This is a genomic window from Streptomyces dysideae (genome assembly GCF_001514305.1).
In the GTDB taxonomy this organism is placed as follows: Bacteria; Actinomycetota; Actinomycetes; order Streptomycetales; family Streptomycetaceae; genus Streptomyces; species Streptomyces dysideae.
In genome coordinates, this window is the sequence record NZ_KQ949094.1 from 99516 (window position 1) to 126310 (window position 26795).

The following is a 26795-nucleotide window of genomic DNA, read 5'->3' on the forward strand; positions in this document are numbered from 1 at the left end:
CGATGAGCCAGGCGGCACAGAACCTGAACTGGTTGATCACCAACTTCGTGGACAACACCCCCGGGGTGTCTCACACGGTGGTGGTCTCCGCCGACGGACTCCTTCTGGCGATGTCCGAAGGCTTTCCGCGCGACCGCGCCGACCAGCTCGCGGCGGTCGCCTCCGGTCTGACCTCGCTGACCGCCGGTGCCTCGCGCATCTTCGAGGGCGGTAGCGTGAACCAGACGGTTGTGGAGATGGAGCGGGGATTCCTCTTCATCATGTCCATTTCCGACGGTTCGTCGCTCGCGGTACTCGCACATCCGGAAGCCGACATCGGCCTCATCGGTTACGAGATGGCTCTTCTGGTCGACCGTGCCGGTACGGTCCTTACGCCGGACCTTCGTGCGGAGCTCCAAGGGAGCCTTCTCAACTAAGAGATGGACGGTGCTTTTTGGCGTCCCGTGGCCGTAAGGTTTCGGGACGCGGCTCCACATGATGGGTGCCAGGCACAGTCGGAGGAGGAGAGAAAGTGGCAACACCCCCAGACGGTTCGTCATCGGGCAACTGGTCGTACGGCCCTGCCCAGGGCCCGAACGACGGTTCCCAGAACCGGTACAACTTCCCCTCCTCGCCGAGCCAGCGGCCTCAGCCGTACGCGCCGCAGGGCCCCGGGCCCTCGCCGTACGACCAGCCGCCCGCGCCGCGCATCCAGCCCGTGCAGCCGCATCGCCGCGCCCCTGAGCCGGCGCCCGCCGGGGCATCGAACAACCCCCTGGTGCGCCCGTACGCCATGACGGGCGGCCGCACCAGGCCGCGGTACCAGCTCGCCATCGAGGCGCTGGTGCACACCACCGCGGCTCCGCACCAGATGCAGGGGCAGCTGCCCGAGCATCAGCGGATCTGCAACCTCTGCCGAGAGATCAAGTCAGTCGCCGAAATCTCGGCACTGCTGACCATCCCTCTCGGCGTGGCCAGGATCCTCGTCGCCGACTTGGCGGAGGCGGGCCTGGTCGCCATCCATCAGCCCGGCGGCGACGAGAGCGCCGGCGGCCAGCCAGACGTGACACTGCTCGAAAGGGTGCTCAGTGGACTTCGCAAGCTCTAGCGGCGGTCCTTCCCGCTCCACCACCTCAGCGAAGATCGTGGTGGCGGGTGGCTTCGGCGTGGGCAAGACCACGTTCGTCGGGGCCGTTTCGGAGATCAACCCGCTGCGCACAGAGGCCGTGATGACGTCAGCTTCGGCGGGCATCGACGACCTCACCCACACCGGGGACAAGACGACCACGACGGTCGCCATGGACTTCGGACGCATTACGTTGGACCAGGACCTGATCCTGTACCTCTTCGGTACACCCGGCCAGGACCGCTTCTGGTTCATGTGGGACGACCTGGTGCGCGGCGCGATCGGTGCGATCGTCCTGGTGGACACCCGCCGTCTCGCCGACTGCTTCCCCGCGGTCGACTACTTCGAGAACTCGGGTCTCCCCTTCGTGATCGCCCTGAACGGCTTCGACGGCAACCAGCCGTACAACCCGGACGAGGTGCGGGAAGCTCTGCAGATCGGGCCGGATACGCCGATCATCACGACGGATGCGCGGCATCGCGCGGACGCGAAGTCGGCGCTGATCACGTTGGTTGAGCACGCGTTGATGGCTCGTTTGCGGTAGGCGGACTTTGCGGCCACTGGGCTGCCTCGGGCGGTTGTATGCCGTCTGCGGCAGCCCAGTGGCCGTTGGCGCCCACGCGGCGGAGCCGCTCGATACAGCCCCGCGCCCCTTCGGGCGCGCGAAGAAGGGCCCCTCTTTTCAGAGGGGCCCTTCTTCGTCGTACTGGGTCAGCGCCAGCTGTGCGGTGCGCGGAAGCCGGGCTCGCGCTCAAGGCGGCGCCAGCCTGCCTTGGCGCGGCCTCGGTGGGCCGGGGACTCGGACGGCTGGGCGGCGGCGCGAGCCAGGAGGATCGCCGTGATGGCGGCGACTTCCTCGGGCTCGGCGTGGCCCTTCTCGACGCGAATGTCAGGGAGGTTCATGGGTGTCAGTCTCCGTGAGAGAGGTTTCCGCAGCGGTACCTGTGGGTTACTGCGGGGGATTGCCGTGCTTGCGGGAGGGCAGGTCCGCGTGCTTCGACTGGAGCATCGCCAGGGAGCGGATCAGCACCTCGCGGGTTTCCGCGGGGTCGATGACGTCGTCCACCAGGCCGCGCTCCGCCGCGTAGTACGGGTGCATCAGCTCGGACTTGTACTCCTTGACCATGCGGGCCCGCATGGCCTCGGGGTCTTCGGCCTCGGCGATCTGCCGGCGGAAGATGACGTTGGCGGCACCTTCCGCACCCATTACGGCGATCTCGTTCGTCGGCCAGGCATAGGTGAGGTCCGCACCGATGGACTGGCTGTCCATGACGATGTAGGCACCTCCGTACGCCTTGCGCAGGATCAGCGAGATCCGCGGCACGGTCGCGTTGCAGTAGGCGTAAAGGAGCTTCGCGCCGTGGCGGATGATGCCGCCGTGCTCCTGGTCGACGCCCGGGAGGAACCCGGGGACGTCCAGGAAAGTGACGATCGGGATGTTAAAAGCGTCACACATCTGGACAAAGCGCGCAGCTTTTTCCGACGCCTCGATGTCCAGGACCCCGGCGAGGGACTGCGGCTGGTTGGCGACGATGCCGACGACCTGGCCGTCCAGACGGGCCAGCGCGCAGATGATGTTGCGGGCCCAGCGCTCGTGGACCTCGAGGTACTCGCCGTCGTCGACGATCTCCTCGATGACCTTGGCCATGTCGTACGGCCGGTTGCCGTCCGCCGGGACCAGGTCGAGGAGGACGTCGCTGCGGCGCTCGGGGGCGTCCGTGGACTCCACGCGCGGCGGGTTCTCACGGTTGTTCTGCGGCAGCAGCGAGAGGAGGTAGCGCACCTCGGCGATGCACGTCTCCTCGTCGTCGTACGCGAAGTGGCAGACGCCGGAGGTCTCCGCGTGGACGTCGGCGCCGCCCAGGCCGTTCTGCGTGATCTCCTCGCCGGTCACCGCCTTCACCACATCCGGGCCGGTGATGAACATCTGCGAGGTCTCGCGGACCATGAACACGAAGTCCGTCAGCGCCGGGCTGTAGGCCGCGCCGCCGGCGCACGGGCCGAGCATCACGCTGATCTGCGGGATGACCCCGGACGCCTTGGTGTTGCGCTGGAAGATGCCTCCGTAGCCGGCGAGCGCCGAGACGCCCTCCTGGATCCGGGCGCCCGCGCCGTCGTTCAGCGAGACCAGGGGCGCGCCCGCCGCTATGGCCATGTCCATGATCTTGTGGATCTTCGTGGCGTGGGCCTCGCCCAGCGCGCCGCCGAAGACACGGAAGTCATGGGCGTAGACGAAGACCGTACGGCCCTCCACCGTGCCCCAGCCCGTGATCACACCGTCCGTGTACGGCTTCTTGGTCTCCAGACCGAAGCCGGTCGCGCGGTGCCGGCGCAGCTGCTCGACCTCCCGGAAGGAGTCCGGGTCGAGGAGAAGCTCGATGCGCTCCCGCGCGGTCAGCTTGCCCTTGGCGTGCTGCGCCGCGGTCGCCTTCTCGCTGGGGCCGGCCACGGCCCGCGCACGGATCTCGTGCAGCTCCGCCACGCGCCCGCGGGCGTCGGTCGGCTCACCCGGTGCCTCATCCAAAACGGTCATGTAGTGACCTTACGAAGGACACCAAGGAAAGCGAGCCGTTGACTCCGTACAGTCTCCGGCGCGTTTTCCTGGTAGCCCTGAACAGAACCTCGACGCCATGCAGCCGTTCCGACTGCTCAGAGGGCCGAAGCGTTGTAGAGGTGACACAAAGGCGTCAGCTGAGAGCCACCTCACATCCATGGCTCGCAGATGCCATCCCCGGAGTGACACGGAGCCGCAGCCGGCGGCCGGTGGCGGTCACCTCGACCGTGTCGTCCGCCCGCAGCACCCGACGTACGGGGTGGTCCCAGATGATCTCCAGCGGCTCCCCCGTGCGCGGCGGCTCGCTCACCCGGAGGGTAACCGTACGGCCCCGGCGGCGGAGCAGCACGCTCGCCCCGGCGGAGGCGGTGAGGGCGCCCGCGGTGGCGGGCTCCCAGAAGTTGGCGGCCGTCAGGCCGAGGGACGGGACGTGGACCGCCTGGCGGGCGGAGTCGTTGGCGAGGATGGACAGCCGGCGGGGGTCGGCGGCGCGGGCGGCGACCTCGTGGCGGGCGGCTCCGGGCAACAGGACGTAGGCGTACGTGGCGTCCGTCGGGTCGGTGCCGTGGTCGAGCCAGAGGGTCTGCCAGCGGCGGGTGCGCCGTTCCGTCGTGCTGGTGGTGTTGATGTCGGACCAGGCTCCGGTGCGGTCCTCTCGGAGGGTCCGCAGGCTGTCGTCGAGGACCACCCAGCCGCCGTGGCCCTCCAGGTGGGCCCAGCCGGGTCCGCGTACGAAGGCCGGGGTGCCGCCCTCCCCCAGGTTGCGGTTGTCGACGACCGTCTCGACCGGGACGCCGTCGGCGCAGGTGATCCCGGCGCCGAGGCAGATCACGCCGTCCGCGACGCAGAACCACGACTTGCGGGCCTGGAGCGTCGAGCCGAGCCCCTTGAGGTGCTGCCCGACCGCCGCGAACTCGCCGTCCGTCACGCCCCCGACCCACCGCACGTCCGGCTTGGGCTCGCCCCACTCGCCGCCGGCGCGGTCGGGAAGGCGGACGGTGGAGACGGTGGTCCCCGGAAGCCGGTACCAGTCGACGGTCGGCCAGAACCAGTCTGTGTATTGATCGGCCTGATCGGCCTGATCGGCCTGATCGGCCCACCAGTAGAGCATTCCGGCGCCCGTGTGCCAGCCGCGCGGGTTCTCGCCGTTGCCGGCCTCGTAGTACGCGATCCGGTCGCTCGCCATGGCGATGTTCGCGGTGAAGCCGGGGCGGCGGTGTACGGCGCGGTCCATGGCGGCGAAGAGGCGGTGGCCGACGGGGTCGGGCGCGGCGGGGACCGGCGAGCCGGCGACGGCGTGCAGGCGGGCGAGGTCGGCGACGCCGAACTGAGGTGCCGTCAGGATCGGTGACACGGTGTCCCGTTCGATCCAGCCCTTGATACGGCCGTACCAGCGCTCGCGTTCCGCCGTGCTCGCGCCGCCCGCGAGCAGTGCCATGGCGGCGATGATGCCCTGCCCGTGGAAGTGGTCGCCGCGCAGGACGTGCCGCGGGTCGCCCTTCAGGTAACCGCGGCTGATGGCACGGCCGTTGACGCTGTCCATCATCAACCCGTCGTGGATGAGGGGCGCGTAGGCGTGCTCGACGCTGTCGAGGATGATCTGGCGGTTCGGGTCGGTCACCGCCCACTCGGACCCGGCGAGCAGGGCGAAGAGGCGGCCGAGGCCGTCGAGGAGGACCTGGCCGTAGGTGCCGGAGTAGGCGACCCAGGTGTGCTGGACGAACGAGCCGTCGGCGTAGAGGCCGTCGCCCTTCGTGACGTACGGGAAGACCGGCGAGAGCGCGTCGCGGGCGAGGGCGATCTTGGCGGGCGTCCGGCCGAGGATGCCGCGCAGGGTGACGGAACGGCACAGGTCGACGCGGTTGGCGCCGGTGGACGTGCCGGAGTAGTCGGTGAGCATCGTGTCCGGGACGAAGTGGTCGACGGCGGCGCAGGCGGCGGTCACCTGGGCGTCGGCGAGGTGGTCGTACAGGGCGGCCGTGATGTCCATCAGCAGGCGGGGGCTGCCGATCTGCCATTCCCACCAGTTGCCGTAGCGGGTGGTGGAGGGGTTGTAGACCGTGGCGGCGAGGTGGTCGAGGCCGCGCAGGACGTCGGCGAGGAGGGCGGGGTCGCCGGTGGAGCCGGTGCCGGGCTGGACGTAGGCCTGGGTCATGGTCCACAGGCGGCTGTAGCTCTGGGTGATGCCGGAGGGCGGGTCGTAGGGGTGGGTGGGCCAGAGGGAGGTGGGGGCGGGGGCCATGGTGGCCCGGTAGCCGCGGGCGAGCGTGCCGGCTTCGGTGAGGCGGGCGGCGTACGGGTCGGCGGTGGGGTCGTAGCCGGTGCCGAGGGCGATGTCGAGCCAGCGGCGGCGGAGGGCGGCGTAGGGGTCGACGGCGGCTGCGGCGCCTTTGGCGGGAATCGCGGCCAGGGTCGCGGCGAGGGCGGCGGCGTACAGGAAGGCACGGCGCGTAGAGGTCATGCTCATGCCTTACCCGGTGACGGTCCGTACTGTCACCGACACGCTCCGGATGATGTTGAATATTGAAGGGAATAGGTCTACGGTGGGTCGCGTTGAGTAGTTCAAGATTCAACAACGTCCCCCAAGGAGCACGTCATGGGTATCTTCGGCCGCAAGAACACCACCGTCGAGACCGCCACGGCCCCCGCCGCCGTGAACCCCGACCTCGCCGCGCTGACCGGCGAGTACACGATCGACCCCGCCCATTCCACGCTCGGCTTCGTCGCGCGGCACGCCATGGTCACCAACGTCAAGGGCAAGTTCCTCGACTTCAGCGGCTCGCTGCAGCTGGACGGGTCCGACCCGGCGAAGTCGACGGCGTCGATCGACGTGAAGATGGAGAGCATCGACACCGGTTCCGCCGACCGCGACGGGCACCTGAAGAGCGCGGACTTCTTCAAGGCGGACGAGTTCCCGACGATGACGTTCCGCTCCACCAAGGCGGAGGCTCTCGGCGGTGACGACTACCGCATCACCGGTGACCTGGAGATCCTCGGCGTGACCAAGCCGCTCACCATCGACCTCGAGTTCAACGGCTCCGCGAAGGACCCCTTCGGCAACGAGCGCATCGGCTTCGAGGGCAAGGCGGAGATCCTGCGCTCCGAGTGGGGGCTGACGTGGAACGCGGCCCTGGAGACGGGTGGCGTCCTGGTCTCCGACAAGATCAAGCTGAACTTCGACATCTCGGCGATCAAGAACGCGTGACGCCTGTCGTCCGACGGTTCGGCCGTCTCCTGAGCGCGCCCGCCCGCCCTCCCGCTAGCGGGAGGGCGGGCGCTCGGCATTTCCGGACTCTTCTTCAAGCCGGGCGATCACCGCGTCCAGCCTGGCGGCCCGGGTCCGTGCCGTGCGTGCCTGGAGCAGGCCGAGGATCACCTGGTACCGGTCCGTCCTGCCGAGCCGCTCGAACACCGCTCCGGCGCGTGGGTTCTTCTTGAGCGCTGCCGCCAGATCCTCGGGCACGTCGGCCTCCCGCTGCGACGCGTACGCCCCCGCCCACCGCCCGTCCGCCTGCGCGGCGGCCACCTCCGCGAGGCCGGTGGGCCGCATGCGTCCGGCGGCCGTGAGCTCCTCCAGCCTCCGCACATTGACCATGGACCAGAGGCTGCCGGGCCGACGCGGGGTGATCTTCTGCAGGAAGTGCGAGGCGTCGAGGCCTTTGCGTTGGCCGGTGATCCAGCCGTGGCAGAGGGCGACGTCGTTGACCTCGGCGGCGGTGACGGAGGGGATGCCCGAGCCCTTCTTGGCGACCTTGACCCAGAGGCCGGGGTGTGGGGCAGGGTGGGTGCTCAGCCAGGTGTCGAGGTCGGCGGCGGAGACGAAGGTCTGGGAGGCGACGGCACCGAGTGAGGTCATGAGGGAACCGTAGGGAAGAGGTAGGTCAGAAACTGTCCTCGATACAAGTCCAGCGGTCAACTCATCCTCGGAGCAGTCGGTGATCTTGTGTGACAGGAGTTTCACAGACGCGTCCCGGTTGGGTACCGCCCGACGACTGGCCGAAATCCGACGGCTAGCCTGACCGGGCTCGAGACGTCCGAGGGGACGTCGGCAACATCCGGGCGAAACGGGGACGGGGAACCGACATGGGCGGACGTGACGAGCACGCGGTGTCACGCAGGCAGGCACTCAGGCTGGCCGGAACGGGGCTCGGGCTGGCCGTGCTGGGGGCAGGCGCATGGGGGTGCACCCCCGAGGAGGAAACAGTCGCATCGGACGGCAGCACAACTCCCGGCGGAGGCAAGGGCGGTGACGCCAACAAGGGCGGTGACACCTTCACCACCCCGCCCCCGGGCACCGCGCCCAAGCCGCTGTGGCAGCAGAAGACAACCAACGACAACCCGACCGGGATCCACGCGCTCGCGGTCATCGGGGACACGGTTGTGGTGTCGGGTGACCCGCTGGTGGGGCGTGACGTCGTCAGCGGCAAGGAGAAGTGGTCACGGCCGGGCGTCGCCATTCCCGGCGCCAAGCTGATCACCGGCGGCGGGACGCTCTATCTCGCCAGCGCCGAGTACAACGGTGACGTGGTGGGGCTCGATCCGGCCACGGGCAAGGAGACCTGGCGCAGCCGCCTGGGCAAGGAGTACGAGCAGCCGCGCCCCATCGCGGCCGACGACCGACACGTCTACGTCCTCGCCGGGATCCTGGAGGAGGACTTCTCGACCCCGACCAACGTGATCGCCGCGATCGACACCACCTCCGGCAAGATCGCCTGGCGTGAGCAGCGTGACAAGGGGACCGAGGAGTCCGGCATCACCGCCGCGGTCGTCGGCGGGCGCCTCGCGTACACCGATTTCCGGAAGAACGTGACCGTCCGCGACACGACGACGGGCCGGCAGCTCTGGACGAAGAAGATCGGCAGGTCCAACTACTACCGCTTCGCCGTGCACAAGGACCTGATGATCGTGCCGGACGGGCAGCGGCTGCGGGCGTTCGCGCTGGCCTCCGGCACGGAGCGCTGGTCGCTGGCAAACGAGAAATTCACCTGGTTCAACGATCCGCAGGTCCTGGACGGGGTGCTCTACGCCTCCGACAGCGCGTACGGCATGTGGGCGGTGAACCCCGGAACGGGCAAGCAGATCTGGCACAACAAGGACCTGGTGGGCTCGGCGGCGGAGGCGTGGCAGTTCGCCAAGGTGGGCGGCACGCTGTACGGCGCGACCGAGCACGACAAGAACGGCGGCGTGCACGCCTTCGACGCGGCGACCGGGAAGCTGCGCTGGACGTACAACGACAACACCGGTGAGATCCAGAAGTGGTACGTGGTCGCGGCGGGCAAGCGGCTGGCCGCGATGCACGCCAAGCGGCTGTACGCGCTGCCGGCCGTCTGAGCGGACGGGAGCGGCGGGTAGCGCGGTGGCGGGAGCCCGACCTGGGGTCCCGCCCGAGGCCGGGGCGGAGACGAGGAGCAGCTGGACGTCCAGTTACCGGCGACCGCGGTCCTTGCCGAGGTGACTCGCCGAGGCGACCCGCACGCCGCCCTTCGCTGTCCGAGTCGGCATTCACCGCTGCCGCCGAGACTTACGGCCAGGCCGGTGCCGCCGAAGAGGCCGCACCGGCCCGCCGCACGCGTCCCGAGTGGGTCGTCGTCGCCTCGTACGCGAACACTGCCGGCCGTCCGCTGCCCCTGGCCGCCGTGTGCGCTTGACTGCGTGAGCGCGGGATCGACTGGATGCCGTTCGTGACGGACGAGGTGCGCGTCGATCTCGCGTGCGGGCCGGGGAGCGACGGGCGCTGGCGGGGAGGCATCACCGTCAGCGTGGACGGTGATGCCCTGCGGCGGCTCGGCCTGCATCCGAGTCAGCCGGCCGCCGTCGTCGACGGGCCCTCGCCGCCGGGGTGGTGGCATGCCGCCGGGGAGCGGTACGCCCTCCGGCGTCACTCACGTGGCTGAATCATGCCCCTTGTGCGAGCGCTTACGGCGTTCACATAATCCACCAACAGAATTTGTCCTGCCCATGCCAACAAGGGATTCTTTCTTTTGCCCACTCCATTGTCATGGGCGCGTCAATTCTGCGTTTCCGTCACATGAAGCGCCATGTCAACCCCCCACGGAAGGCATCACGTTGAAGAGACTCCTCACGGCCCTCAAGAGATGCGCCGTCATCGGCGCCACCGCTCTCGCGGTCGTCAGCCTTCAGCCCGTCTCGGCCTCGCAGGCCGCCCCGCAGCCCGTCGTCGGCGGCAGCCGTGCCGCGCAGGGCGAGTTCCCGTTCATGGTGCGGCTCTCCATGGGCTGCGGCGGGGCGCTGTACACCCAGCAGATCGTGCTCACCGCCGCACACTGCGTGGGCTCGACCGGCGCCAACACCAGCATCACCGCCACCGCCGGTGTCGTGGACCTCCAGTCCACCAGCGGCCGCGTCCAGGTCCGCTCCACGTACGTGTACCGGGCCCCCGGCTACAACGGTGACGGCAAGGACTGGGCGCTCATCAAGCTCGCCCAGCCCATCAACCTGCCGACGCTGAAGATCGCCACCACCACGCAGTACAACACCGGCACCTTCACGGTCGCCGGCTGGGGTGCGAACCGCGAGGGCGGCGCCCAGCAGCGCTACATGCTCAAGGCCACCGTGCCGTTCGTCAGCGACGCCACCTGCCGTTCCTACAGCGGCTACAGCGGCCTCATCCCGAGCGAGGAGATCTGCGCCGGCTTCCCCTCGGGCGGCGTCGACACCTGCCAGGGCGACTCCGGCGGCCCGATGTTCCGCCGGGACGCCAACAACGCCTGGATCCAGGTCGGCATCGTCAGCTGGGGCATAGGCTGCGCCCGGGCCAACGCGCCCGGCGTCTACACCGAGGTCTCGACCTTCGCCTCCGCCATCGCCTCGGCCGCGGCGGGTCTCTGACACGTATCTGAGCACGCGATGGGCCCGGCGCCGCCCCGCGCCGGGCCCGTTCCCGTGCGGTCCCACGGACCGCCTGCGGCTCAGAAACCTCCGCCGAAGTCCCCGCCGCCACCGAAGTCGCCGAACCCGCCGCCGAAGTCCCCGGAGTCGAAGTCCGCGCCGGACATGTCGCCGCCCTCGTAACCGCCGCCGGCATCGCCGTAGCCGTACCCGGCGCCGTAGGCGGACGCGTAGGCCGACGTCGCCATCATGTTGCCCAGCATCGTGCCGACCAGCAGGGCGGGGAGGAGGCCACCGCCGAAGTAACCGCCCGCCCAGGGGCCGTACGCCGGACCGGCGTCCCAGTACGGACGGCGGCCCTCAGGGGTGGCGACCTCGCGGATCAGGGGCTCCTCACCTGCGGACAGCCGGGCCCGGTCGACCGCGCAGACCGGGACCTCGCGCGGGGTGCCGCCGTCCGAGGGTGCCCAGGTCACGTCGGCCACCGAGGGGCCGTGCCGGGGGTCGAAGAAGCAGGACGGACGGCGCTCGGGGACCGGCTCGCCCTCGCGGCGTGCGGCCAGGCGTGCCAGCGAGTAGCGGCCGTCCGCCAGGGCCTGGGTGACGGCCCGGACCTCTTCCGGCTTCTGCGCGGCGTCCATCAGCCGCTTGGCCTTCTCGTAGGCGTCCAGCGCCTGCTCGTAGTCCGTGCGCATCGTGTCGTCGGCGCCCGTCTCGCCCGGATGGAAGTCCAGGCGTTCCAGTTCCTCGCCGAACGCGGTGATGTCCTCGTCCACCACGACCCGCAGCTTCTCCAGCGCGGCCCGCTGTTCCTCTTCCTTGCGGCGCCGGTTCCGCCGGACCAGGGCGTACGCGGTCGCGCCGCCCGCCGCCAGCACCGCGCCGAAGCCGATCAGCCCGCCGGCGTCCACGCCGTCGCCGCCCTCGCTCCAGCCGGCCGGGGCGGACCCGCCGACGTTGCGCAGCGCGGCATCGACGAAGTCGTTCAGCTGGGCCTTGGGATCGCCGGCGCTCTGCACGGACGCGACCAGGTTGGACACGCCCTGCTCGGACAGGACGGAGGAGTCCGCCTGCGCGTTGAACCGGTCACCCAGGCGGATGGCGTACAGGCCGGTGATGCCGGTCTCCGTGCGGAGGTTCCGGAAGAGGTTCTCGGTCGGATAGTCGGCCGGGAGTACGGCCACGAAGACGGGTTTGCCCGCGTCCTCGATCTTGTCGGCGAGCGCCTCGGCGTCCGACGACGACAGCAGGTTGGACGCGGCGGGGTCCACATAGACGGGACCTTCACGCAGCGCCTCGGCGACCTTCGAGAGGTCCGTGGCCGCATACGCGCCCGGCATGCCGGCCAGGAGCACCGCCAGCAGCGCGGCGACCGGCACGACAGCCAACCGTATGAGGCCACGGACAAGCGCAGTCCTCATACCCTCGACGCTACCTGATGGGACAGCCGAACGGGCATCCGTCGCGGCGGGTATCTGCACCCACCGCGACGGCCGGACGGGCTCACCCGGCCCGGTACGCCTCCCTCAGCCTCGCCACCGCCGCGCCGTACCTGCCGGTGAGCAGCAGATGGTCGGCCTCCGCGAAGGGTTTCGCCAGGCCCGGCGTGATCGTCTTCTGCTGGACGATCAGCCGCGCCTTGCCGACCAGCGCGCGGTCGGCCTCCGCCGACCCCGTCTTCTGTGCGGCCGCCGCCGCGATGCCGAGCGCCTTGAGCGTCGTGTCCCCGCCCGTTGGCCGTCAACGCCCCGCCCGGCGCCCGGTTCACTACTCGGCCGGTTCGACTCCCGCCCGCAGCAGCCCGTACGTGTACGCGTCCTCGAGCGCCTGCCAGGACGCGGCGATGACGTTCTCCGCGACGCCCACCGTGGACCACTCGCCCGTGCCGTCGGACGTGGCGATCAGGACGCGGGTCGTGGACTGGGTGCCGTGCACGCCCTCCAGGATGCGGACCTTGTAGTCGACCAGGTCCAGCTTGGCGAGCTGGGGATAGATCTTCTCCAGGGCCACCCGGAGGGCGCGGTCCAGGGCGTTGACCGGGCCGTTGCCCTCGGCCGTGGCGACGATGCGCTCGCCCTTGGCGTAGAGCTTGACCGTGGCCTCGTTGGCGTGGGTGCCGTCGGGGCGGTCCTCGACGATCGCGCGCCAGGACTCGACCTGGAAGTACTTGAGGGGCTTGCCCTCGACCTCGGCGCGCAGGAGGAGCTCGAAGGACGCGTCGGCCGCCTCGAAGGTGTAGCCCTTGAGCTCGCGCTCCTTGACGCGTTCGACGACCCGGCCGACCAGTTCGCGGTCGCCGCCGAGGTCGATGCCGAGCTCCTTGCCCTTGAGCTCGACCGAGGCGCGGCCCGCCATGTCGGAGACCAGCATCCGCATGGTGTTGCCGACCTGCTCCGGGTCGATGTGCTGGTACAGGTCGGGGTCGACCTTGATCGCGGAGGCGTGCAGGCCCGCCTTGTGGGCGAAGGCGGAGACGCCGACGTAGGGCTGGTGCGTGGACGGGGTGAGGTTGACGACCTCGGCGATGGCGTGCGAGATGCGGGTCATCTCGCGGAGCTTGCCCTCGGGGAGGACCTTCTTGCCGTACTTGAGCTCCAGGGCGGCGACCACCGGGAACAGGTTGGCGTTGCCGACGCGCTCCCCGTAGCCGTTCGCCGTGCACTGGACGTGGGTCGCGCCCGCGTCCACCGCGGCGAGGGTGTTGGCGACCGCGCAGCCGGTGTCGTCCTGGGCGTGGATGCCGAGGCGGGCGCCGGTGTCGGCGAGGACCGTGGAGACGACCGCCTGGACCTGCGCGGGGAGCATGCCGCCGTTGGTGTCGCAGAGGATCACGACGTCCGCGCCGGCCTGCGCGGCCGTACGGACGACGGATTTCGCGTACTCGGGGTTGGCGCGGTAGCCGTCGAAGAAGTGCTCGCAGTCGACGAAGACGCGGCGGCCCTGGTCCTTGAGGAAGGAGACCGTGTCGCGGACCATCTCCAGGTTCTCGTCCAGCGTGGTGCGCAGGGCGAGCTCGACGTGCCGGTCGTGGGACTTCGCGACCAGCGTGATCACCGGGGCGCCCGAGTCCAGGAGCGCCTTGACCTGCGGGTCCTCGGACGCCTTGGCGCCGGCCCGCCGGGTGGCGCCGAAGGCGACCAGCTGGGCGTTCCTGAAGTCGATCTCCTGCTGGGCGCGGGCGAAGAACTCGGTGTCCCGGGGGTTGGCGCCGGGCCAGCCGCCCTCGATGAAGCCGACGCCGAACTCGTCCAGGTGCCGTGCGATGGCCAGCTTGTCCGCGACGGTGAGGTTGATGCCCTCGCGCTGGGCGCCGTCGCGCAGGGTGGTGTCGAAGACGTGGAACGAGTCGTCGAGCTCGCTGGTTTCCGTCATGGTCTGAAGGCTCCTGTATTGGATCTCGGTCTACCGGAATGACCGGCTCCACCGTCCCCACATGGTCCCTCGCGCTCTCGCCTCCGGCTGCGGGTGGGCCAGAAAAAGCGAAAAACCCCTCGCGGGTGCGAGAGGTCTGCGCGCGGGTCGAGGACGACGGTGTCCGCCCGTACCTGGTCGTACGTGGCGGTCACTGCGGACCGGCGCGCCTGCTGCCAATAATCATGGCGAACGAGAGCACGGAGGCAGTCTGGCACAGACCGCCCCCGCGCTCACCGTCCGTCTCAGGATGCGAGCACTCGGTTGATCACCGCAGGTGGCGGACGAAGGCGTCGGTGCCGCCCCGCGACGACGGCGTACCGGCCGTCCGCCGTGGCCGAGGAGGCCCGCCCCTCGGCCACGCGCCGTGTTCGCCCCGTACGGAGGTCGTGGGCGTACACGCCGCCCTCGGCGTTGAAGAGGACACGACGGCCGTCCGCGGTGATGCGCAAGTCCGCCCTGGCCGAGACCCGCGTCGACCTGGGTCCGCTCGCCCGTCGCCCGGTCCTTGACGAAGACGTCGTTCGGGTCGTCCTCGGTGGTCCCCGCGACCTGGTGGGCGACCCGCTCGCCGTCGCCGCTCACCGAGGCCCCGCGTTTTGAACCATCCTCGGCCGGTGAGATCAGTTCGTCGGTGCCGGTGGCCAGGTCGTGGACGTACGGGAGCCGGGTGCCCTGCGGGCCGTGGCGGTTGCCGATGGTGTACGCGACGTGCGTGCCGTCCGGGCTGATCGACTGCACGCCGCCCAACTCGTTGGAGTCGGGCGGGTTCTCGGGCCACAGCCGCTCCGACCGGCCCGTGACCCGGTCGTGAACGTACAGGGGCCGCGAACCGGGTGCTTGCGGAGAATCCTACGATCCGCCCGTCCGCGCTCACCGTCGGCGAGCTGTACGTGCGACCGGGGCCGAGGTCGATCGCGGTGAGCTCGCCGGTGGCCAGGTTCTTCACCCGCATACACATGAACGGCGCGCAGCCCAGGCTCGCCGCCGTCGACGTGAACGCGACGGTCCGGCCGTCGGCGCTGAGCGCGGCCTCGTACGACGGGCCAACGGCCTACGTGCCGTCGGAGGCCGTGCTCACGCGCTGCCGTCTGTCGGTCGCGGTCGGCGGGCCGGCGTACCTGCTGCTGGCGAGCCGCGAACGCGTCAGGGCCGCCGCGGACATCGATCCGGGCGGCCCTGAAGGCAACTACCGACGCTCAACCCAGCTGGTGCATCCAGCCGTGTGTGTCCTCGGCCGTGCCGCGCTGGATGTCGAGGAGGGCCCGGCGGAGCTTCAGGGTGACCTCGCCGGGCTCGCCGCCCGACTGCTGCCACTCGACGCCGGTGCGCTTGACGGTGCCGACCGGGGTGATCACGGCGGCCGTGCCGCAGGCGAAGACCTCCTTGAGGGTGCCGTTCTCGGAGTCGCGCTGCCACTGGTCGATGGAGACGCGGCCCTCCTCCGCCGCGTAGCCGAGGTCGCGGGCGAGGGCCAGGAGGGAGTCACGGGTGACGCCCTCCAGGATCGAGCCGGTGAGGGTCGGCGTGACGATCTTGTCGTCGTACACGAAGTACAGGTTCATGCCGCCGAGTTCCTCGACCCACTTGCGCTCGACCGCGTCGAGGTAGCAGACCTGGGCGCAGCCCTCGGCGGCGGCCTCGGCCTGGGCAAGCAGGGACGCGGCGTAGTTGCCGCCGGTCTTCGCGTCGCCCATGCCGCCCGGCACGGCGCGGACGTGGTCCTCGGAGACCCAGATGGAGACGGGCTTGACGCCGCCCGGGAAGTAGGCGCCGGCCGGGGAGGCGATCACCATGAAGAGGTACTCGTTGGCGGGCTTGACGCCCAGGCCGACCTCGGTGGCGATCATGAACGGGCGCAGATAGAGGGACTCCTCCCCGCCGTGCGCCGGGACCCACGCCTGGTCCTGCTTCACCAGCACGTCGCACGCCTCGATGAACGTCTCGACCGGCAGCTCGGGCATGCCGAGCCGGTGGGCGGAGGACTGGAAGCGCTTGGCGTTCTTCTCCGGACGGAAGATGGCGACGGACCCGTCGGGCTGGCGGTACGCCTTGAGGCCCTCGAAGATCTCCTGCGCGTAGTGCAGGACCATGGTGGCCGGGTCGAGGGAGATCGGGGCGTACGGAACGAGCTGGCCGTCGTGCCAGCCGCGACCCTCGGTCCACTTGATCGTCACCATGTGGTCGGTGAAGTGGCGGCCGAACCCGGGGTCGGCCAGCACCGCGTCGCGCTCGGTGGCGGCGAGCGGGCTGGCGGAGGGCTTGAGCTCGATCGTGGGCGTCGTCATGAGTAGGTGTCCTTCACCGGTTGTAGTGACGGGCCGCGCTCACGCCCGTACTGCCAGTGGCCAGTGCTAGGACGTCCGAGCATTCCCTCATTCCGCGGCTCCGCGTTTGATTATCGCAAGCGGTGTCCGGGGACGAAAACAGCGTGAATGCGACCCAGGGATGATGGTGACACCCGGCGGGGACATGGGGAAGCCGCCGGGTGTTTCAGTGACCCGGCGGCTTCGAGGATTCGAGGGGCGCGGCAGGTCAGCCGGCTACTCGTACGGCCAGCGCGTCGCCGATCTCGGTGGTCGAGCGGGCGGGCTTGCCGGTTCGCTCGGCGAGGTCGGTGGAGACCGCCTCGTCGATGCGGGCCGCCTCGGCGTCGTAGCCGAGGTGACGCAGCAGCAGGGCGACGGACAGCACCGTGGCGGTGGGGTCGGCCTTGCCCTGGCCGGCGATGTCGGGCGCGGAACCGTGGACCGGCTCGAACATCGAGGGGAACTCACCGGACGGGTTGATGTTCCCGCTCGCGGCGACGCCGATGCCGCCGGAGACGGCCGCGGCGAGGTCGGTGATGATGTCGCCGAAGAGGTTGTCGGTGACGATCACGTCGAAGCGCTCGGGCTGCGTGACCAGGTAGATGGTCGCCGCGTCCACGTGCATGTACTCGGTGGTGACATCGGGGAACTCCGCGGCCACCTTGTTGAAGATGTTGGTCCACAGGTGACCCGCGAAGGTCAGCACGTTGTTCTTGTGGATCAGCGCGAGCTTCTTGCGCGGGCGGGCCTGGGCGCGGGCGAACGCGTCACGGACCACGCGCTCCACACCGAAGGCCGTGTTGACGGAGACCTCGGTGGCGACCTCGTGCTCGGTGCCCTTGCGGATCGTGCCGCCGTTGCCGGTGTACGGGCCCTCGGTGCCCTCGCGGACGACGACGAAGTCGATCTGCGGCTCGCCGGCCAGCGGGGTGGCGACACCCGGCAGCAGCTTGCTCGGACGCAGGTTGACGTGGTGGTCGAAGGCGAAGCGGAGCTTGAGCAGGAAGCCGCGCTCCAGGACGCCGGACGGCACACTCGGGTCGCCGATCGCGCCGAGCAGGATGGCGTCGTGCTGCTTGAGAGCGTCCAGGTCGGCGTCGGTGAGCGTCTCACCGGTGGCGTGGTAGCGCTGGGCGCCGAAGTCGTACTCCTTGGTCTCCAGCTTCACATCCTGCGGGAGGACGGCGGAGAGGACCTTGAGACCTTCGGCCACGACCTCCTGGCCGATGCCGTCACCGGGGATCACTGCGAGATTGAGGCTGCGAGACATGCCCGGCACCCTACTCCTCGTCCCATGGGATGACACGGACTGTCCGCGATACGGACATGTCGCGCGCGGGCGGCGTCAGCCCTTCGACTGGCGTTCACCCTTGCGTATGGCGGATGTTGAGGTCCGCTGGGAACTTCACCCTCATGACCGCGCCATCCACGGGGACACCCCCCGGACCCCCCGTCCCCGACTTCGGCATCCCGCCCCAGCTCGCACGCCGGATGAGCATGGCCGAGCAGCACGAGTACCTGCGTACGAAGCTGTCCCGGCGCCGCACGCTGGTGACGGCGGGGGCGGTGGCGGGCGGACTGCTGACCGGCTGCTCGGGTTCGGGCTCGCCCACGACACCCACCGCGTCGGCACCGGCGTCCGCGTCCTCGCTCGCGAAGGTGCCCGGCTCGGCCGTCGCCCCCTTCGGGCGTCATCTCGCCTTCGGCGCCGATCCGAAGACGCAGATGCGGATCTCCTGGCAGGTGCCGGTCGCGGTGAGGAGGCCGTACGTGCGGATCGGTCTGCGACCCGACGACCTGGGCCGGAAGATCGAGGCCGAGGTCCGCGATCTGCACACCCCGGAGCTGAAGGGGATCCGCGCGGCGCTCGAGCAGTACTACCTGCACGCGGCCCTGGACACCCTGCGCCCCGGCACGACGTACTACTACGGCGTCGGCCACGAAGGCTTCGACCCCGCGTCACCGGAGCACCGCGCGACTATCCACTCCTTCCGCACGGCACCCGCGACCCCGCGGACCTTCACCTTCACCGCCTTCGGCGACCAGGGCGTCAGCGAGGCGGCGGCCACCAACGACCATGTCCTGCTGCGCCAGAACCCGGCCTTCCATCTCCACGCGGGCGACATCTGCTACGCGAACGTCAAGGGCCGCGGCGTGGAGTCCGACGCCTACGACCCCGCCTTCTGGGACCTGTTCCTGAAGCAGACCGAGACGGTGGCGAGGTCGGTGCCGTGGATGGTGACGACCGGGAACCACGACATGGAAGCCTGGTACTCGGCGGACGGATACGGCGGCCAGCTGGCCCGGTTCTCCCTCCCGGACAGCGGCTTCGACCCCCGGACGGCACCGGGCGCGTACTCCTTCGTCTACGGCAACGTCGGCTTCGTGGCGCTGGACGCCAACGACGTGTCGTACGAGATCCCGGCCAACCTGGGCCACACGGACGGCCGGCAGACGAAGTGGCTGGCGCGGACGCTGGGCGAGCTGCGGGCGGCGAAGGACGTCGACTTCATCGTCGTCTTCTTCCACCACTGCGCGTACTCGACGTCGTCGCACGCCTCCGACGGGGGCGTGCGGGCCGAGTGGCTGCCGCTGTTCGCGCGGCACGAGGTGGACCTGGTGATCAACGGGCACAACCACGTCTACGAGCGGACCGACGCCATCAAGAACGGCGAGGTCGGCAGGCCGGTGCCGATCGGCGCGACGACGGATCCGACGCGGGACGGGATCGTGTACGTCACCGCGGGCGGCGGCGGCAAGGATCTGTACGGCTTTCCGGCGGGCGTCGAGGAGAGCTACGAGGGGCATGTGCGCGAACGCGAGGCCGTCGACACCTTCCGGTGGACCAAGTCACGGGACACCAGGGCGGAGACGGTGGAGTGGTCGCGGGTGCGCTACCGCGGCTTCTCCTTCCTCGCGGTGGAGGCGGAGAGCGGCGCGCGGCCCCGGCTGAAGGTGTCGGCGCTGGCGCAGTCCGGGGAGCGCGTCGACCATTTCGAGGTGCGGCGCGGGGCGTGAGTCCGCGCCGCACCTCGCGGGTGCGGCTCCCGGCTTTGTGGGGTGGCTCAGTGGCCGGTCGCGCCGCCGTTGTCCCTGCGGTCGAGGGCGCGCTGGAGGGCGGCCGCGGCGTTCTTGCGGTCGGACTCGCCCGTACGGGGGAGGTGACGGACTCGGCGGCGGGCGGTCGTCTCGGCCATGGGAAATCGACTCCTTCGAAATCCGGGAGTGCGGAAAGGATGTGCGAGACGCCGGATGGGGCGGGGAGCGGTGCCGCAGGGGTTGCCTGCACGGGGCCCGGCTCACGACCGCCATTCGCTTGATCGAGCGAGACGTTCGGCTCCTACAAAGCTAAGGGAGGACGGCCGGTCTGTCTCCACAATTACTCGGACTTCCTACTATCTGAGACGGTGGCCTGCCTCACACCCCCATGACCTGCGCTTTTCACCACCCTGATCGCCCAGACGGCTGATCCTCCGCGCGGCATGCGGCATCGGGTTCCGGCGCAGGGAACGGTGAGTTCATGAACGACACGGTCAAAGCGCTTCTCGATGGTGGTCCGGACGATCTGCCCGAACGGATCGTCGCGGCCCCGCCCCCGGGATCGGATGTGAAGATCAAGCTGCGCGGTGGATACGAGCACTTCAGGGCGACCCCGCGGCACGCGGACACGCCGGAGGGCCGGCTGCCCGTGTACGAGTGGTGGGAGCGGACGGAGATCGCCGAGTAGCGGCCGCTCGGCGCAGCGCCGCCACCACCGCCTCCCGGAAGTCCTCCGGGTCGTCTACCCACGGCAGGTGCCCCATCGTCCAGCAGGGTGACCCGCCGGACCCGCGGCAGGGCCCGCTCCAGGGAGTCGACCGCCGAGCGGGGCCGGATGTCCCGCGCGCCGTCGACGACGAGCACGGGCAGGTCCAGAGCCTGGCAGGCGGCGTACAGCTCGGGGGTGCCCCAGGTGCGTCGAGTCTCGACGTTCAGGGCCTTGTTGCACTCGGAGTTGATCCCGAACCAGGGATCGGCACCGCCCGTTCACGTTCCCCGTACGGCAACTCCCGCCAGCGGGCGAGCCGTTCGGGCACCTCCCCGAGCCGGGCGAGGAACCGCTCCTCGAAGGGGCCCGTACCAGTCGGACACCGGCCCGATGCCGGTACAGCTGCCGTAGACGAGCCCACCGACCCGCTCCGGATGGGCCGGCGCATAGCTCAACGCCGGCTGCGCACCGCAGGAATGCCCGGGGAGCACCGTCCGCTCCAGCCCGAAGTGCCGTCGTACGGCGTCCAGATCGGCCACGAACCGCTCGCTCGTCCACGGCCCGGCACACCGCTCGGACCGCCCGTCGTCGAGGTGGTCCCACAGCCCGGGCCCGCCGTGGCACAGCACCAGCGGCGTTCTCCCCCGGCCCGAACGGCTCGCCCACAGCCTACGCCGTCGTCCGCGATCACAGTCTCCTCCGTCATGGTGGAGAGTCTGCCCATCCCGGGCAAGCATGAAGGGCCGGGCAGCCGCCCGGCCCTTCACTACCGACTGTCCGTCAGCCCATGTGCGGGTACGTGTAGTCGGTCGGCGCGACCAGCGTCTCCTTGATGGCGCGGGTCAGCGTCCAGCGCATCAGGTTCTGCGGGGCGCCGGCCTTGTCGTTGGTGCCGGACGCGCGGCCACCGCCGAAGGGCTGCTGGCCGACGACGGCGCCGGTCGACTTGTCGTTGATGTAGAAGTTGCCGGCCGCGTAGCGGAGCTTGTCCATCGTGTACGCCGCCGCCGCCCGGTCACCGGAGATGACCGCACCGGTCAGCGCGTAGTCGGACACCGACTCCATCTGCGTCAGCATCTCGTCGTACTTTTCGGCCGAGCTGTCGTCGTACACGTGCACGGCGAGGATCGGGCCGAAGTACTCGGTCGTGAAGACCTCGTTCTCCGGGTCGGCGCACTCGATGACGGTCGGGCGGACGAAGTAGCCGACCGAGTCGTCGTAGGAGCCACCCGCGACGATCGTGCAGGCCGGGTCGGACTTGGCGCGGTCGATGGCGGCCTTGTTCTTGGCGAAGGCGCGCTCGTCGATGACGGCGCCGATGAAGTTCGCCAGGTCGGTGACGTCACCCATGGTGAGGTAGTCGACCTCGGCGGCGAACTCCTCCTTGAAACCGGAGTTCCAGATCGACGCCGGGACATACGCCCGGGAGGTCGCGGAACACTTCTGGCCCTGGTACTCGAAGGCACCGCGGGTCAGGGCGGTCTTCAGCACTGCGCGGTCGGCGCTCGGGTGGGCGACGACGAAGTCCTTGCCGCCGGTCTCGCCGACCAGGCGCGGGTAGGAGCGGTACTTCTCGATGTTGTTGCCGACCGTCTTCCACAGGTACTGGAAGGTCCTGGTCGAGCCGGTGAAGTGGATGCCGGCGAGGTCGCGGTGTTCCAGGGCGACGTTGGAGACCTCGATGCCGTCACCGGTGACGAGGTTGATGACGCCCTTGGGCAGACCGGCCTCCTCCAGCAGCTGCATGAGGAGGACGGCGGCGTGGGTCTGGGTCGGGGACGGCTTCCAGACCACGACGTTGCCCATGAGGGCCGGGGCCGTCGGCAGGTTGCCCGCGATCGCCGTGAAGTTGAACGGCGTGATCGCGTAGACGAAGCCCTCCAGCGGGCGGTGGTCGAGGCGGTTCCAGACGCCCGGGGAGTTCGCCGGGGGCTGCTCGGCGAGCAGGTCACGGGCGTACTTGACGTTGAAGCGCCAGAAGTCGATCAGCTCGCAGGGCGTGTCGATCTCGGCCTGCTGGGCGGTCTTGGACTGCCCGAGCATCGTCGAGGCCGCGAGCGTCTCGCGCCACGGGCCGGCCAGCAGTTCGGCGGCGCGCAGGATGATCGCGGCGCGGTCGTCGAAGGCCATCGCACGCCAGGCCGGCGCGGCGGCGAGGGCCGCGTCGATGGCGTCCTGCGCGTCCTGCCGCGTGGCGTTGCGGTACGTACCGAGCACGGCCTTGTGGTTGTGCGGCTGCACGACCTGCAAGACCTCGCCGCGGCCCATCCGCCTCTCACCGCCGATGGTGCAGGGCAGGTCGATCGGGTTCTCGGCCAGTTCCTTCAGCTTGGCCTCCAACCGGGCGCGCTCGGGCGAGCCGGGGGCATAGCCGTGCACCGGCTCGTTGACGGGGGTGGGGACCTGGGTCACAGCGTCCATGAGCTACCTCTTCCGAGTGAATCCCGGCTTCAGCCCTGGAGAGCCGAAGCTGTGTGCGTATGTTGGGCGGCGGTCAGGGCTTGACCGTCACGAGCCGCCGCGGCGACCTCGTGAGAAGCCCCCACGGAGGCGGAGTCACGGATTCCGTACTCCTTACCGGCGCGGAAACCGGGTCGGCTCAGCCGGCCGATGGGCGGTAGCTGCCGTCACCCAGGATGCACCCGGGCCCCGACAGCTACCGCTCACCCCTTACTGATCATCGAGCGGACGAAGAACCGCAGGTTGGCGGGCTTCTCCGCGAGCCGGCGCATGAAGTAGCCGTACCAGTCGGTGCCGTAGGCGGTGTAGACGCGCATGCGGTGGCCTTCGGCGGCGAGCCGCAGGTGCTCGTCGCTCCTGATCCCGTACAGCATCTGGAACTCGTACTCGTCGGGCTTTCGCCCGGCGCGGCGCGCGAGTTCCTGGGCGAGGGAGATAAGACGCGGGTCGTGGGACCCGATCATCGGGTACCCGGTGCCCACCATCAGGACCTTCAGGATCCGGACGTACGCCTTGTCGATCTCGAGTTTCCGCTGGTGGGCGACCTCGGCGGGCTCCTTGTAGGCGCCCTTGACGAGCCGTACGCGGCTGCCGTTCGCGGCGAGGCGGCGGGCGTCGGCCCCGGTGCGGAAGAGGTAGGCCTGGATGACGCAGCCGGTCTGCGGGAAGTCCTTCCGCAGCTCCTCGTGGATCGCGAACATCGAGTCGAGGGTGGTGTGGTCCTCCGCGTCCAGGGTGACGGTCGTCCCGATGGCGGCGGCGGCCTCGACGACCGGGCGGACGTTGGCGAGGGCGAGCTCGTGGCCGCCGTCCAGCGCTTGTCCGAACATCGACAGCTTGACGGACATCTCGACCTGCTCGCCGAGCTCCAGGTCCTTGAGCCGGTCGATCAGCCTCAGATACTCGTCCCGGGCGAGCGTGGCCTGCTCGGGGCGGGTGATGTCCTCGCCGACGACGTCCATCGTCAGCTCCAGGCCCTTGGCCGTCAGGTCCTGGATGACCGGCACGATGTCGTCGACGGTCTCGCCGGGGATGAACCGGTCCACGACCTGCCTGGTGACCGGGGCCGCCGAGATCAGGCGTCGTATCCGGTCGCTGCGCGACGCGGCGAGAATGACAGGACCCAGCACGGGGCACCTCCACAACAGGACAGATGAGGCGGCCGCCCAACGATTCGGGTACGGCACGGAGAACCACCGTGAAACCTAAGGATCCCTCCGATCGTCGGCCATCGACAGCTGTCACGCATCCGTGCCGCAGATCTCAGACAGATGTATGAGGACCCCTGTGTGGTGGGGGAGAATGCCTGTGTGACGTCCGATTCCGCGCCTTTCAAGAACGTGGGTGACTACCAGGAACTGGTCGACGAGATCTCGGAGCTGCTCGGAGTGCCGGCGACGCTGGAGAACCGGGACTTCGAGCTGATCGCCTTCGGCGCGTACGACAGCGAGGGCGAGCTCGACGCGTCGGCCCTGGACCCGGTCCGCACCCGCTCGATCCTGACGCGCCGCTCCACGGCGGCCGTCCGGTCATGGTTCGAGGGCTTCGGCATCACGCGCGCGACGGCCCCGGTCCGTATCCCGCCGACTCCGGAGGCTGGGGTCTACCGGGGACGCATCTGTCTGCCGGTACGCCATCGGGGTGTCGTCCTGGGCTACGTCTGGCTGCTGGACGACGATCCCGGGCCGACCGAGCCGCAGCTCGCCGCCGCCATGGAGGTGACCGCCCGGATCGGCGCGCTCCTCGCGGACGAGGCCCAGCACGGCGCGGACCTGAGCCGTGAGCTGCGGGCGGTACTGACCGCCGAGCCCGGCTGGCAGGGCGACATGGCGGTGGCCGCCCTGCGCACGGCCCTCGGCCCACGCGCCGACGGCCCGCACACGCTGGTGTGCGTGGCGCCGTGGCCGTCGGCCGATCCCGACGACGCCCCGTCCCCGCGTACGGTCCCGCACGCGACGGCCGTGTGCACGGTGCCGTGGGGCGCGACCGGGCAGAGCCTCGCGGTGCTGGTGAGGCTGCGGACGCCGGAGGTACGGACACCGGCGCTGACGGCGGCTTCGCGGTTGCTGAAGGAGGAGGCCGGCCCGGCCGCACGCCCGCCGAAGGGTGGCGCGGCCGGCATCGGCGAACCCCGCACCGGCCTCGCCGATCTCGCCGTCGCCTGGCAGGAGGCGTCGGCCGCGGCCCGCGCCGCCCTCGCCGAACCCCGGTTCGGTCCGGTCGCCGAGTGGGCGCGGATCGGCCCGTACCGCCTGCTGACCTCGCTGCCCCCGGACGCGGCCCACGACCGCGTCGTACGCACCTTGCTGACCCCCGCCCACCGCGAACTCGCCCGCACCGCCGAGGTCTACCTCGACTGCGCGGGCCAGGCGGGCCGCACCGCCGCCGAGCTGGGCATCCACCGCCAGACCCTCTACTACCGCCTCTCCCGCGTCGAACAGCTGACAGGCCTGGACCTGGACGACGGCGAGGACCGGCTGCTGCTGCACATGGCGTTGAAGGGGGCGCGGCTCTAGGTGTGCTGTCCGGGGACGTCGGGGAGCGCGTGCCAGGACCCGCGTCCGACCTCGACGACACGCTGATCGACCGGGACGCCGCCTTCCGTGCGGCGACCAGCGCGTTTCTCGCCGAACCCTCCCTTCCCGCAAGCGAGTTGGCATGGCTCACGCGCGTCAGGGCACGCCGCCCACGTCACCCTCGCCGAGCCCGCCCGCAGGGCACTCGCCCCGCCGGACCTGGACGGAGTCGGCCTACCGCCCCACCCACATCAGATCTGATTATTGGAAATGATTGTCATCCTGCTACGGTGAACGCGCTTGCTTTTGACCACCCCTTTGCCCGGAGGGTTCCGTGCGCATCCCCGCTCACCGCCTGCTCCCCGCCACCGCCCTCACCGCGGCATCCGCACTGCTCACCGGCTGCTTCGCCGGCGCGGAGTCCACGACGGACACCGGGGCGGACGGCAAACGCATCCGTCTCGCGATGATGCAGCCCCCACGCTCCGGGCTGTCTCCGCTCTCGGACGACGCGTTCAAGCTGTCCCGCTGGTCGACCGCCGAGACCCTCGTGAAGCTCGACGCGGACGGCGACGCCGAGCCCGCGCTCGCCACCAAGTGGCAGCAGTCCGGCCGCACTTGGACCTTCGAGATACGCGACGGCGTGACCTTCCACGACGGCACGAGGCTCGACGCCGAAGCGGTCGTACGGTCCCTCAGCACCGCCGCCACCGCCTCCCCCAAGCCGCGCATCCTGGACGGCGTCGAGCTGACCGCGAAGGCCGAGGACGCCGACACGGTCACCGTCACCACCGGCACCGAGGACCCCCTGGTCCCGCAGCGCCTCAGCTCCCCGCAGCTGTCGATCCTCGCGACGAAGGCCTACAAGGGGAAGCTGGTCGACCCCCTCGGCGCCGGCACCGGCCCCTTCGAGCTCACGAAGGTCAACGGCACCTCCTCCGCCACCCTCGACCGCTACGACGACTACTGGGGCGGCAAGGCCAAGTCCCCCGGTATCGACGTGAAGTTCGTGCCGGACGGCACCGCCCGCGCGGCCGCGCTCCGCAGCGGCGAGGCGGACATCGTCGAGGCGGTCCCGGTCTCGCAGGCCGCGCTGCTCGACAAGGACCTGATCACCGAGGTCCCGATGCCGCGCACCAACACCTTCTACCTCAACACCGAGAAGGGCGTCTTCAAGGACGCCTCCCTGCGCGCCGCCGCCCGCGAGGCGATCGACGCCGAGTCGATCGTGAAGGGCGTCTACGAGGGTCGCGCCGATGTCGCCGAGGGGCTGCTCGGCCCCGCGCTGCCGTGGGCGGCCGAACTGCGCACGCCGGTCCAGCGCACCAAGGCCGCGAAGGCGGACGGCCAGACCATCACCATCGGCACCTTCACCGACCGCGCCGAGCTCCCGGAGGTCGCGGCCGCGCTGCAACAGCAGCTCCAGAAGGCCGGGTTCAAGGTGAAGCTGGAGATCCGCGAGTACGCGAACATCGAATCCGACATGCTGGCGGGCGACTTCGACGCCTTCATCCTCTCCCGCGCCACCATCCTCGACTCCGGCGACCCGGCCGCCTACCTCTACAGCGACTTCGCCTCCGACGGCTCCTTCAACATCTCCCAGCTCGCGGACACGTCCGTGGACAAGGCGCTGAAGACGGCCGGCGAGACCAGGACCGGTGAGGCGCGCCGCAAGGCGGTCATCGCGGCCGAGGCCGCCGTGCTGGGCACCGACGCCGCCGTACCGATGCTCCACGAGCGCGTCATCCAGGGCGACGCCGCCGGAGTCGTCGACGCCGCGCACGACCCGCGCGAGCGGGAGCTGGTCACGGCGGACACCCGCGTCAGGTGAAGCCGACCGCAA

General features: G+C 70.2%; 24 protein-coding genes and 1 pseudogene. 12 read left to right on the top strand and 13 right to left on the bottom strand.

Translation table 11 applies throughout. The annotated features are described in order from the left end of the window. Positions 1 to 2 precede the first annotated feature (2 nt). The 3 genes from AQJ91_RS28115 to AQJ91_RS28125 all read left to right on the top strand — a co-directional run bounded on the left by AQJ91_RS28115 (position 3) and on the right by AQJ91_RS28125 (position 1649). Positions 3 to 416, top strand: coding sequence for a roadblock/LC7 domain-containing protein (locus AQJ91_RS28115; RefSeq protein WP_004983065.1), 414 nt, complete (start codon positions 3 to 5; stop codon positions 414 to 416). Positions 417 to 511: 95 nt separating this feature from the next. Beyond that, on the top strand, positions 512 to 1087 hold the full coding sequence (locus AQJ91_RS28120) for a DUF742 domain-containing protein (protein WP_067027042.1): 576 nt from the start codon (positions 512 to 514) through the stop codon (positions 1085 to 1087). Further along, entirely contained in the window at positions 1068 to 1649 is a 582-nt protein-coding gene (locus tag AQJ91_RS28125) for a GTP-binding protein (RefSeq protein WP_026248371.1), read from the top strand. The genes AQJ91_RS28120 and AQJ91_RS28125 overlap by 20 nt, the downstream gene beginning before the upstream one ends. 167 nt (positions 1650 to 1816) lie before the next feature. Here the strand turns inward: AQJ91_RS28125 and AQJ91_RS28130 are convergent, their stop codons facing one another. The 3 genes from AQJ91_RS28130 to AQJ91_RS28140 form a co-directional block, all read right to left on the bottom strand. Continuing rightward, a complete protein-coding gene (locus AQJ91_RS28130; RefSeq protein ID WP_067027044.1) occupies positions 1817 to 2008 on the bottom strand; it encodes an acyl-CoA carboxylase subunit epsilon in 192 nt (63 codons plus the stop codon). 46 nt (positions 2009 to 2054) lie between these two features. Next, the gene (locus AQJ91_RS28135; RefSeq protein WP_067027046.1) at positions 2055 to 3638 is read right to left on the bottom strand and encodes an acyl-CoA carboxylase subunit beta; all 1584 of its coding nucleotides are present in this window, start codon (positions 3636 to 3638) and stop codon (positions 2055 to 2057) included. 154 nt (positions 3639 to 3792) lie between these two features. After that, positions 3793 to 6126, bottom strand: coding sequence for a polysaccharide lyase 8 family protein (locus tag AQJ91_RS28140; protein ID WP_234383024.1), 2334 nt, complete (start codon positions 6124 to 6126; stop codon positions 3793 to 3795). Between the two features lie 129 nt (positions 6127 to 6255). On the opposite strand from AQJ91_RS28140, the gene AQJ91_RS28145 reads away from it, so the two are divergent. Next, positions 6256 to 6864: a YceI family protein gene (locus tag AQJ91_RS28145; protein WP_067027050.1), complete on the top strand. Its 609-nt coding sequence runs from the start codon at positions 6256 to 6258 to the stop codon at positions 6862 to 6864. A 54-nt stretch (positions 6865 to 6918) separates the two neighbouring features. On the opposite strand, the gene AQJ91_RS28150 is transcribed toward AQJ91_RS28145, so the two are convergent. Further along, positions 6919 to 7515 carry a YdeI/OmpD-associated family protein gene (locus AQJ91_RS28150; RefSeq protein ID WP_067027052.1) on the bottom strand — a complete coding sequence of 199 codons (597 nt, stop codon included), beginning with the start codon at positions 7513 to 7515 and terminating at the stop codon, positions 6919 to 6921. A gap of 227 nt (positions 7516 to 7742) precedes the next feature. Between AQJ91_RS28150 and AQJ91_RS28155 the strand changes: the two genes are divergently transcribed. The 3 genes from AQJ91_RS28155 (at position 7743) to AQJ91_RS28165 (ending at position 10508) form a co-directional block, all read left to right on the top strand. After that, positions 7743 to 8990, top strand: a complete 1248-nt coding sequence (locus AQJ91_RS28155; protein ID WP_067027054.1) for a PQQ-binding-like beta-propeller repeat protein — start codon at positions 7743 to 7745, stop codon at positions 8988 to 8990. 341 nt (positions 8991 to 9331) lie between these two features. Further along, positions 9332 to 9553, top strand: coding sequence for a hypothetical protein (locus AQJ91_RS28160; RefSeq protein ID WP_067027056.1), 222 nt, complete (start codon positions 9332 to 9334; stop codon positions 9551 to 9553). Between the two features lie 172 nt (positions 9554 to 9725). Next, the gene (locus AQJ91_RS28165; protein ID WP_067027058.1) at positions 9726 to 10508 is read left to right on the top strand and encodes a serine protease; all 783 of its coding nucleotides are present in this window, start codon (positions 9726 to 9728) and stop codon (positions 10506 to 10508) included. An 80-nt stretch (positions 10509 to 10588) separates the two neighbouring features. Here the strand turns inward: AQJ91_RS28165 and AQJ91_RS28170 are convergent, their stop codons facing one another. From AQJ91_RS28170 to cimA, 3 genes and pseudogenes are all read right to left on the bottom strand, one after another. Next, on the bottom strand, positions 10589 to 11929 hold the full coding sequence (locus AQJ91_RS28170) for a hypothetical protein (RefSeq protein WP_067027060.1): 1341 nt from the start codon (positions 11927 to 11929) through the stop codon (positions 10589 to 10591). A gap of 82 nt (positions 11930 to 12011) precedes the next feature. Next, positions 12012 to 12245: pseudogene (locus AQJ91_RS56070) on the bottom strand (hypothetical protein); the annotation flags it as partial. 30 nt (positions 12246 to 12275) lie between these two features. Next, positions 12276 to 13880, bottom strand: coding sequence for a citramalate synthase (cimA, locus tag AQJ91_RS28175; protein WP_067027063.1), 1605 nt, complete (start codon positions 13878 to 13880; stop codon positions 12276 to 12278). A gap of 483 nt (positions 13881 to 14363) precedes the next feature. Here cimA and AQJ91_RS53840 point away from each other — a divergent pair, with 483 nt between their 5' ends. Further along, the gene (locus tag AQJ91_RS53840; RefSeq protein WP_159054676.1) at positions 14364 to 14522 is read left to right on the top strand and encodes a hypothetical protein; all 159 of its coding nucleotides are present in this window, start codon (positions 14364 to 14366) and stop codon (positions 14520 to 14522) included. Between the two features lie 596 nt (positions 14523 to 15118). On the opposite strand, the gene AQJ91_RS28180 is transcribed toward AQJ91_RS53840, so the two are convergent. Together AQJ91_RS28180 and AQJ91_RS28185 are read right to left on the bottom strand one after the other, a co-directional pair. Next, a complete protein-coding gene (locus AQJ91_RS28180; protein WP_067027065.1) occupies positions 15119 to 16207 on the bottom strand; it encodes a branched-chain amino acid aminotransferase in 1089 nt (362 codons plus the stop codon). A 247-nt stretch (positions 16208 to 16454) separates the two neighbouring features. Then, a complete protein-coding gene (locus AQJ91_RS28185) occupies positions 16455 to 17498 on the bottom strand; it encodes a 3-isopropylmalate dehydrogenase (protein WP_067027067.1) in 1044 nt (347 codons plus the stop codon). Positions 17499 to 17641: 143 nt separating this feature from the next. Between AQJ91_RS28185 and AQJ91_RS28190 the strand changes: the two genes are divergently transcribed. Next, a complete protein-coding gene (locus tag AQJ91_RS28190; protein WP_067027069.1) occupies positions 17642 to 19246 on the top strand; it encodes a purple acid phosphatase family protein in 1605 nt (534 codons plus the stop codon). 47 nt (positions 19247 to 19293) lie between these two features. On the opposite strand, the gene AQJ91_RS57455 is transcribed toward AQJ91_RS28190, so the two are convergent. Further along, positions 19294 to 19425, bottom strand: a complete 132-nt coding sequence (locus AQJ91_RS57455; protein WP_107122556.1) for a hypothetical protein — start codon at positions 19423 to 19425, stop codon at positions 19294 to 19296. 323 nt (positions 19426 to 19748) lie between these two features. On the opposite strand from AQJ91_RS57455, the gene AQJ91_RS28195 reads away from it, so the two are divergent. Beyond that, positions 19749 to 19955, top strand: coding sequence for a DUF5988 family protein (locus tag AQJ91_RS28195; protein ID WP_067027071.1), 207 nt, complete (start codon positions 19749 to 19751; stop codon positions 19953 to 19955). A gap of 299 nt (positions 19956 to 20254) precedes the next feature. Here the strand turns inward: AQJ91_RS28195 and AQJ91_RS56075 are convergent, their stop codons facing one another. The 3 genes from AQJ91_RS56075 to AQJ91_RS28205 all read right to left on the bottom strand — a co-directional run bounded on the left by AQJ91_RS56075 (position 20255) and on the right by AQJ91_RS28205 (position 23566). Next, complete coding sequence (locus AQJ91_RS56075; protein WP_234383025.1) at positions 20255 to 20605, bottom strand: alpha/beta fold hydrolase; 351 nt, start codon at positions 20603 to 20605, stop codon at positions 20255 to 20257. A gap of 151 nt (positions 20606 to 20756) precedes the next feature. Next, positions 20757 to 22397, bottom strand: coding sequence for an L-glutamate gamma-semialdehyde dehydrogenase (gene pruA / locus AQJ91_RS28200; RefSeq protein WP_067027073.1), 1641 nt, complete (start codon positions 22395 to 22397; stop codon positions 20757 to 20759). A 242-nt stretch (positions 22398 to 22639) separates the two neighbouring features. Further along, the gene (locus AQJ91_RS28205) at positions 22640 to 23566 is read right to left on the bottom strand and encodes a proline dehydrogenase family protein (RefSeq protein ID WP_067027075.1); all 927 of its coding nucleotides are present in this window, start codon (positions 23564 to 23566) and stop codon (positions 22640 to 22642) included. Positions 23567 to 23707: 141 nt separating this feature from the next. Between AQJ91_RS28205 and AQJ91_RS28210 the strand changes: the two genes are divergently transcribed. Beyond that, on the top strand, positions 23708 to 24952 hold the full coding sequence (locus AQJ91_RS28210; RefSeq protein ID WP_067027077.1) for a PucR family transcriptional regulator: 1245 nt from the start codon (positions 23708 to 23710) through the stop codon (positions 24950 to 24952). A 334-nt stretch (positions 24953 to 25286) separates the two neighbouring features. Further along, positions 25287 to 26783 carry an ABC transporter substrate-binding protein gene (locus tag AQJ91_RS28215; RefSeq protein WP_067027079.1) on the top strand — a complete coding sequence of 499 codons (1497 nt, stop codon included), beginning with the start codon at positions 25287 to 25289 and terminating at the stop codon, positions 26781 to 26783. Positions 26784 to 26795: the final 12 nt, after the last annotated feature.

Excerpts from the sequence above, each read along its gene's own strand:
- AQJ91_RS28115 (WP_004983065.1), top strand. The coding sequence starts at position 3 with ATGAGCCAGGCGGCACAGAACCTGAACTGGTTGATCACCAACTTCGTG.
- AQJ91_RS28180 (WP_067027065.1), bottom strand. The coding sequence starts at position 16,207 with ATGACGACGCCCACGATCGAGCTCAAGCCCTCCGCCAGCCCGCTCGCC.
- AQJ91_RS28155 (WP_067027054.1), top strand. The coding sequence starts at position 7,743 with ATGGGCGGACGTGACGAGCACGCGGTGTCACGCAGGCAGGCACTCAGG.
- AQJ91_RS53840 (WP_159054676.1), top strand. The coding sequence starts at position 14,364 with ATGCGCAAGTCCGCCCTGGCCGAGACCCGCGTCGACCTGGGTCCGCTC.
- AQJ91_RS28210 (WP_067027077.1), top strand. The coding sequence starts at position 23,708 with ATGTATGAGGACCCCTGTGTGGTGGGGGAGAATGCCTGTGTGACGTCC.
- AQJ91_RS28150 (WP_067027052.1), bottom strand. The coding sequence starts at position 7,515 with ATGACCTCACTCGGTGCCGTCGCCTCCCAGACCTTCGTCTCCGCCGCC.
- AQJ91_RS28135 (WP_067027046.1), bottom strand. The coding sequence starts at position 3,638 with ATGACCGTTTTGGATGAGGCACCGGGTGAGCCGACCGACGCCCGCGGG.
- AQJ91_RS28185 (WP_067027067.1), bottom strand. The coding sequence starts at position 17,498 with ATGTCTCGCAGCCTCAATCTCGCAGTGATCCCCGGTGACGGCATCGGC.
- AQJ91_RS28195 (WP_067027071.1), top strand. The coding sequence starts at position 19,749 with ATGAACGACACGGTCAAAGCGCTTCTCGATGGTGGTCCGGACGATCTG.
- pruA (WP_067027073.1), bottom strand. The coding sequence starts at position 22,397 with ATGGACGCTGTGACCCAGGTCCCCACCCCCGTCAACGAGCCGGTGCAC.
- AQJ91_RS28160 (WP_067027056.1), top strand. The coding sequence starts at position 9,332 with ATGCCGTTCGTGACGGACGAGGTGCGCGTCGATCTCGCGTGCGGGCCG.
- AQJ91_RS28140 (WP_234383024.1), bottom strand. The coding sequence starts at position 6,126 with ATGAGCATGACCTCTACGCGCCGTGCCTTCCTGTACGCCGCCGCCCTC.
- AQJ91_RS28190 (WP_067027069.1), top strand. The coding sequence starts at position 17,642 with ATGACCGCGCCATCCACGGGGACACCCCCCGGACCCCCCGTCCCCGAC.
- AQJ91_RS28145 (WP_067027050.1), top strand. The coding sequence starts at position 6,256 with ATGGGTATCTTCGGCCGCAAGAACACCACCGTCGAGACCGCCACGGCC.
- cimA (WP_067027063.1), bottom strand. The coding sequence starts at position 13,880 with ATGACGGAAACCAGCGAGCTCGACGACTCGTTCCACGTCTTCGACACC.
- AQJ91_RS28130 (WP_067027044.1), bottom strand. The coding sequence starts at position 2,008 with ATGAACCTCCCTGACATTCGCGTCGAGAAGGGCCACGCCGAGCCCGAG.
- AQJ91_RS28170 (WP_067027060.1), bottom strand. The coding sequence starts at position 11,929 with ATGAGGACTGCGCTTGTCCGTGGCCTCATACGGTTGGCTGTCGTGCCG.
- AQJ91_RS57455 (WP_107122556.1), bottom strand. The coding sequence starts at position 19,425 with ATGGCCGAGACGACCGCCCGCCGCCGAGTCCGTCACCTCCCCCGTACG.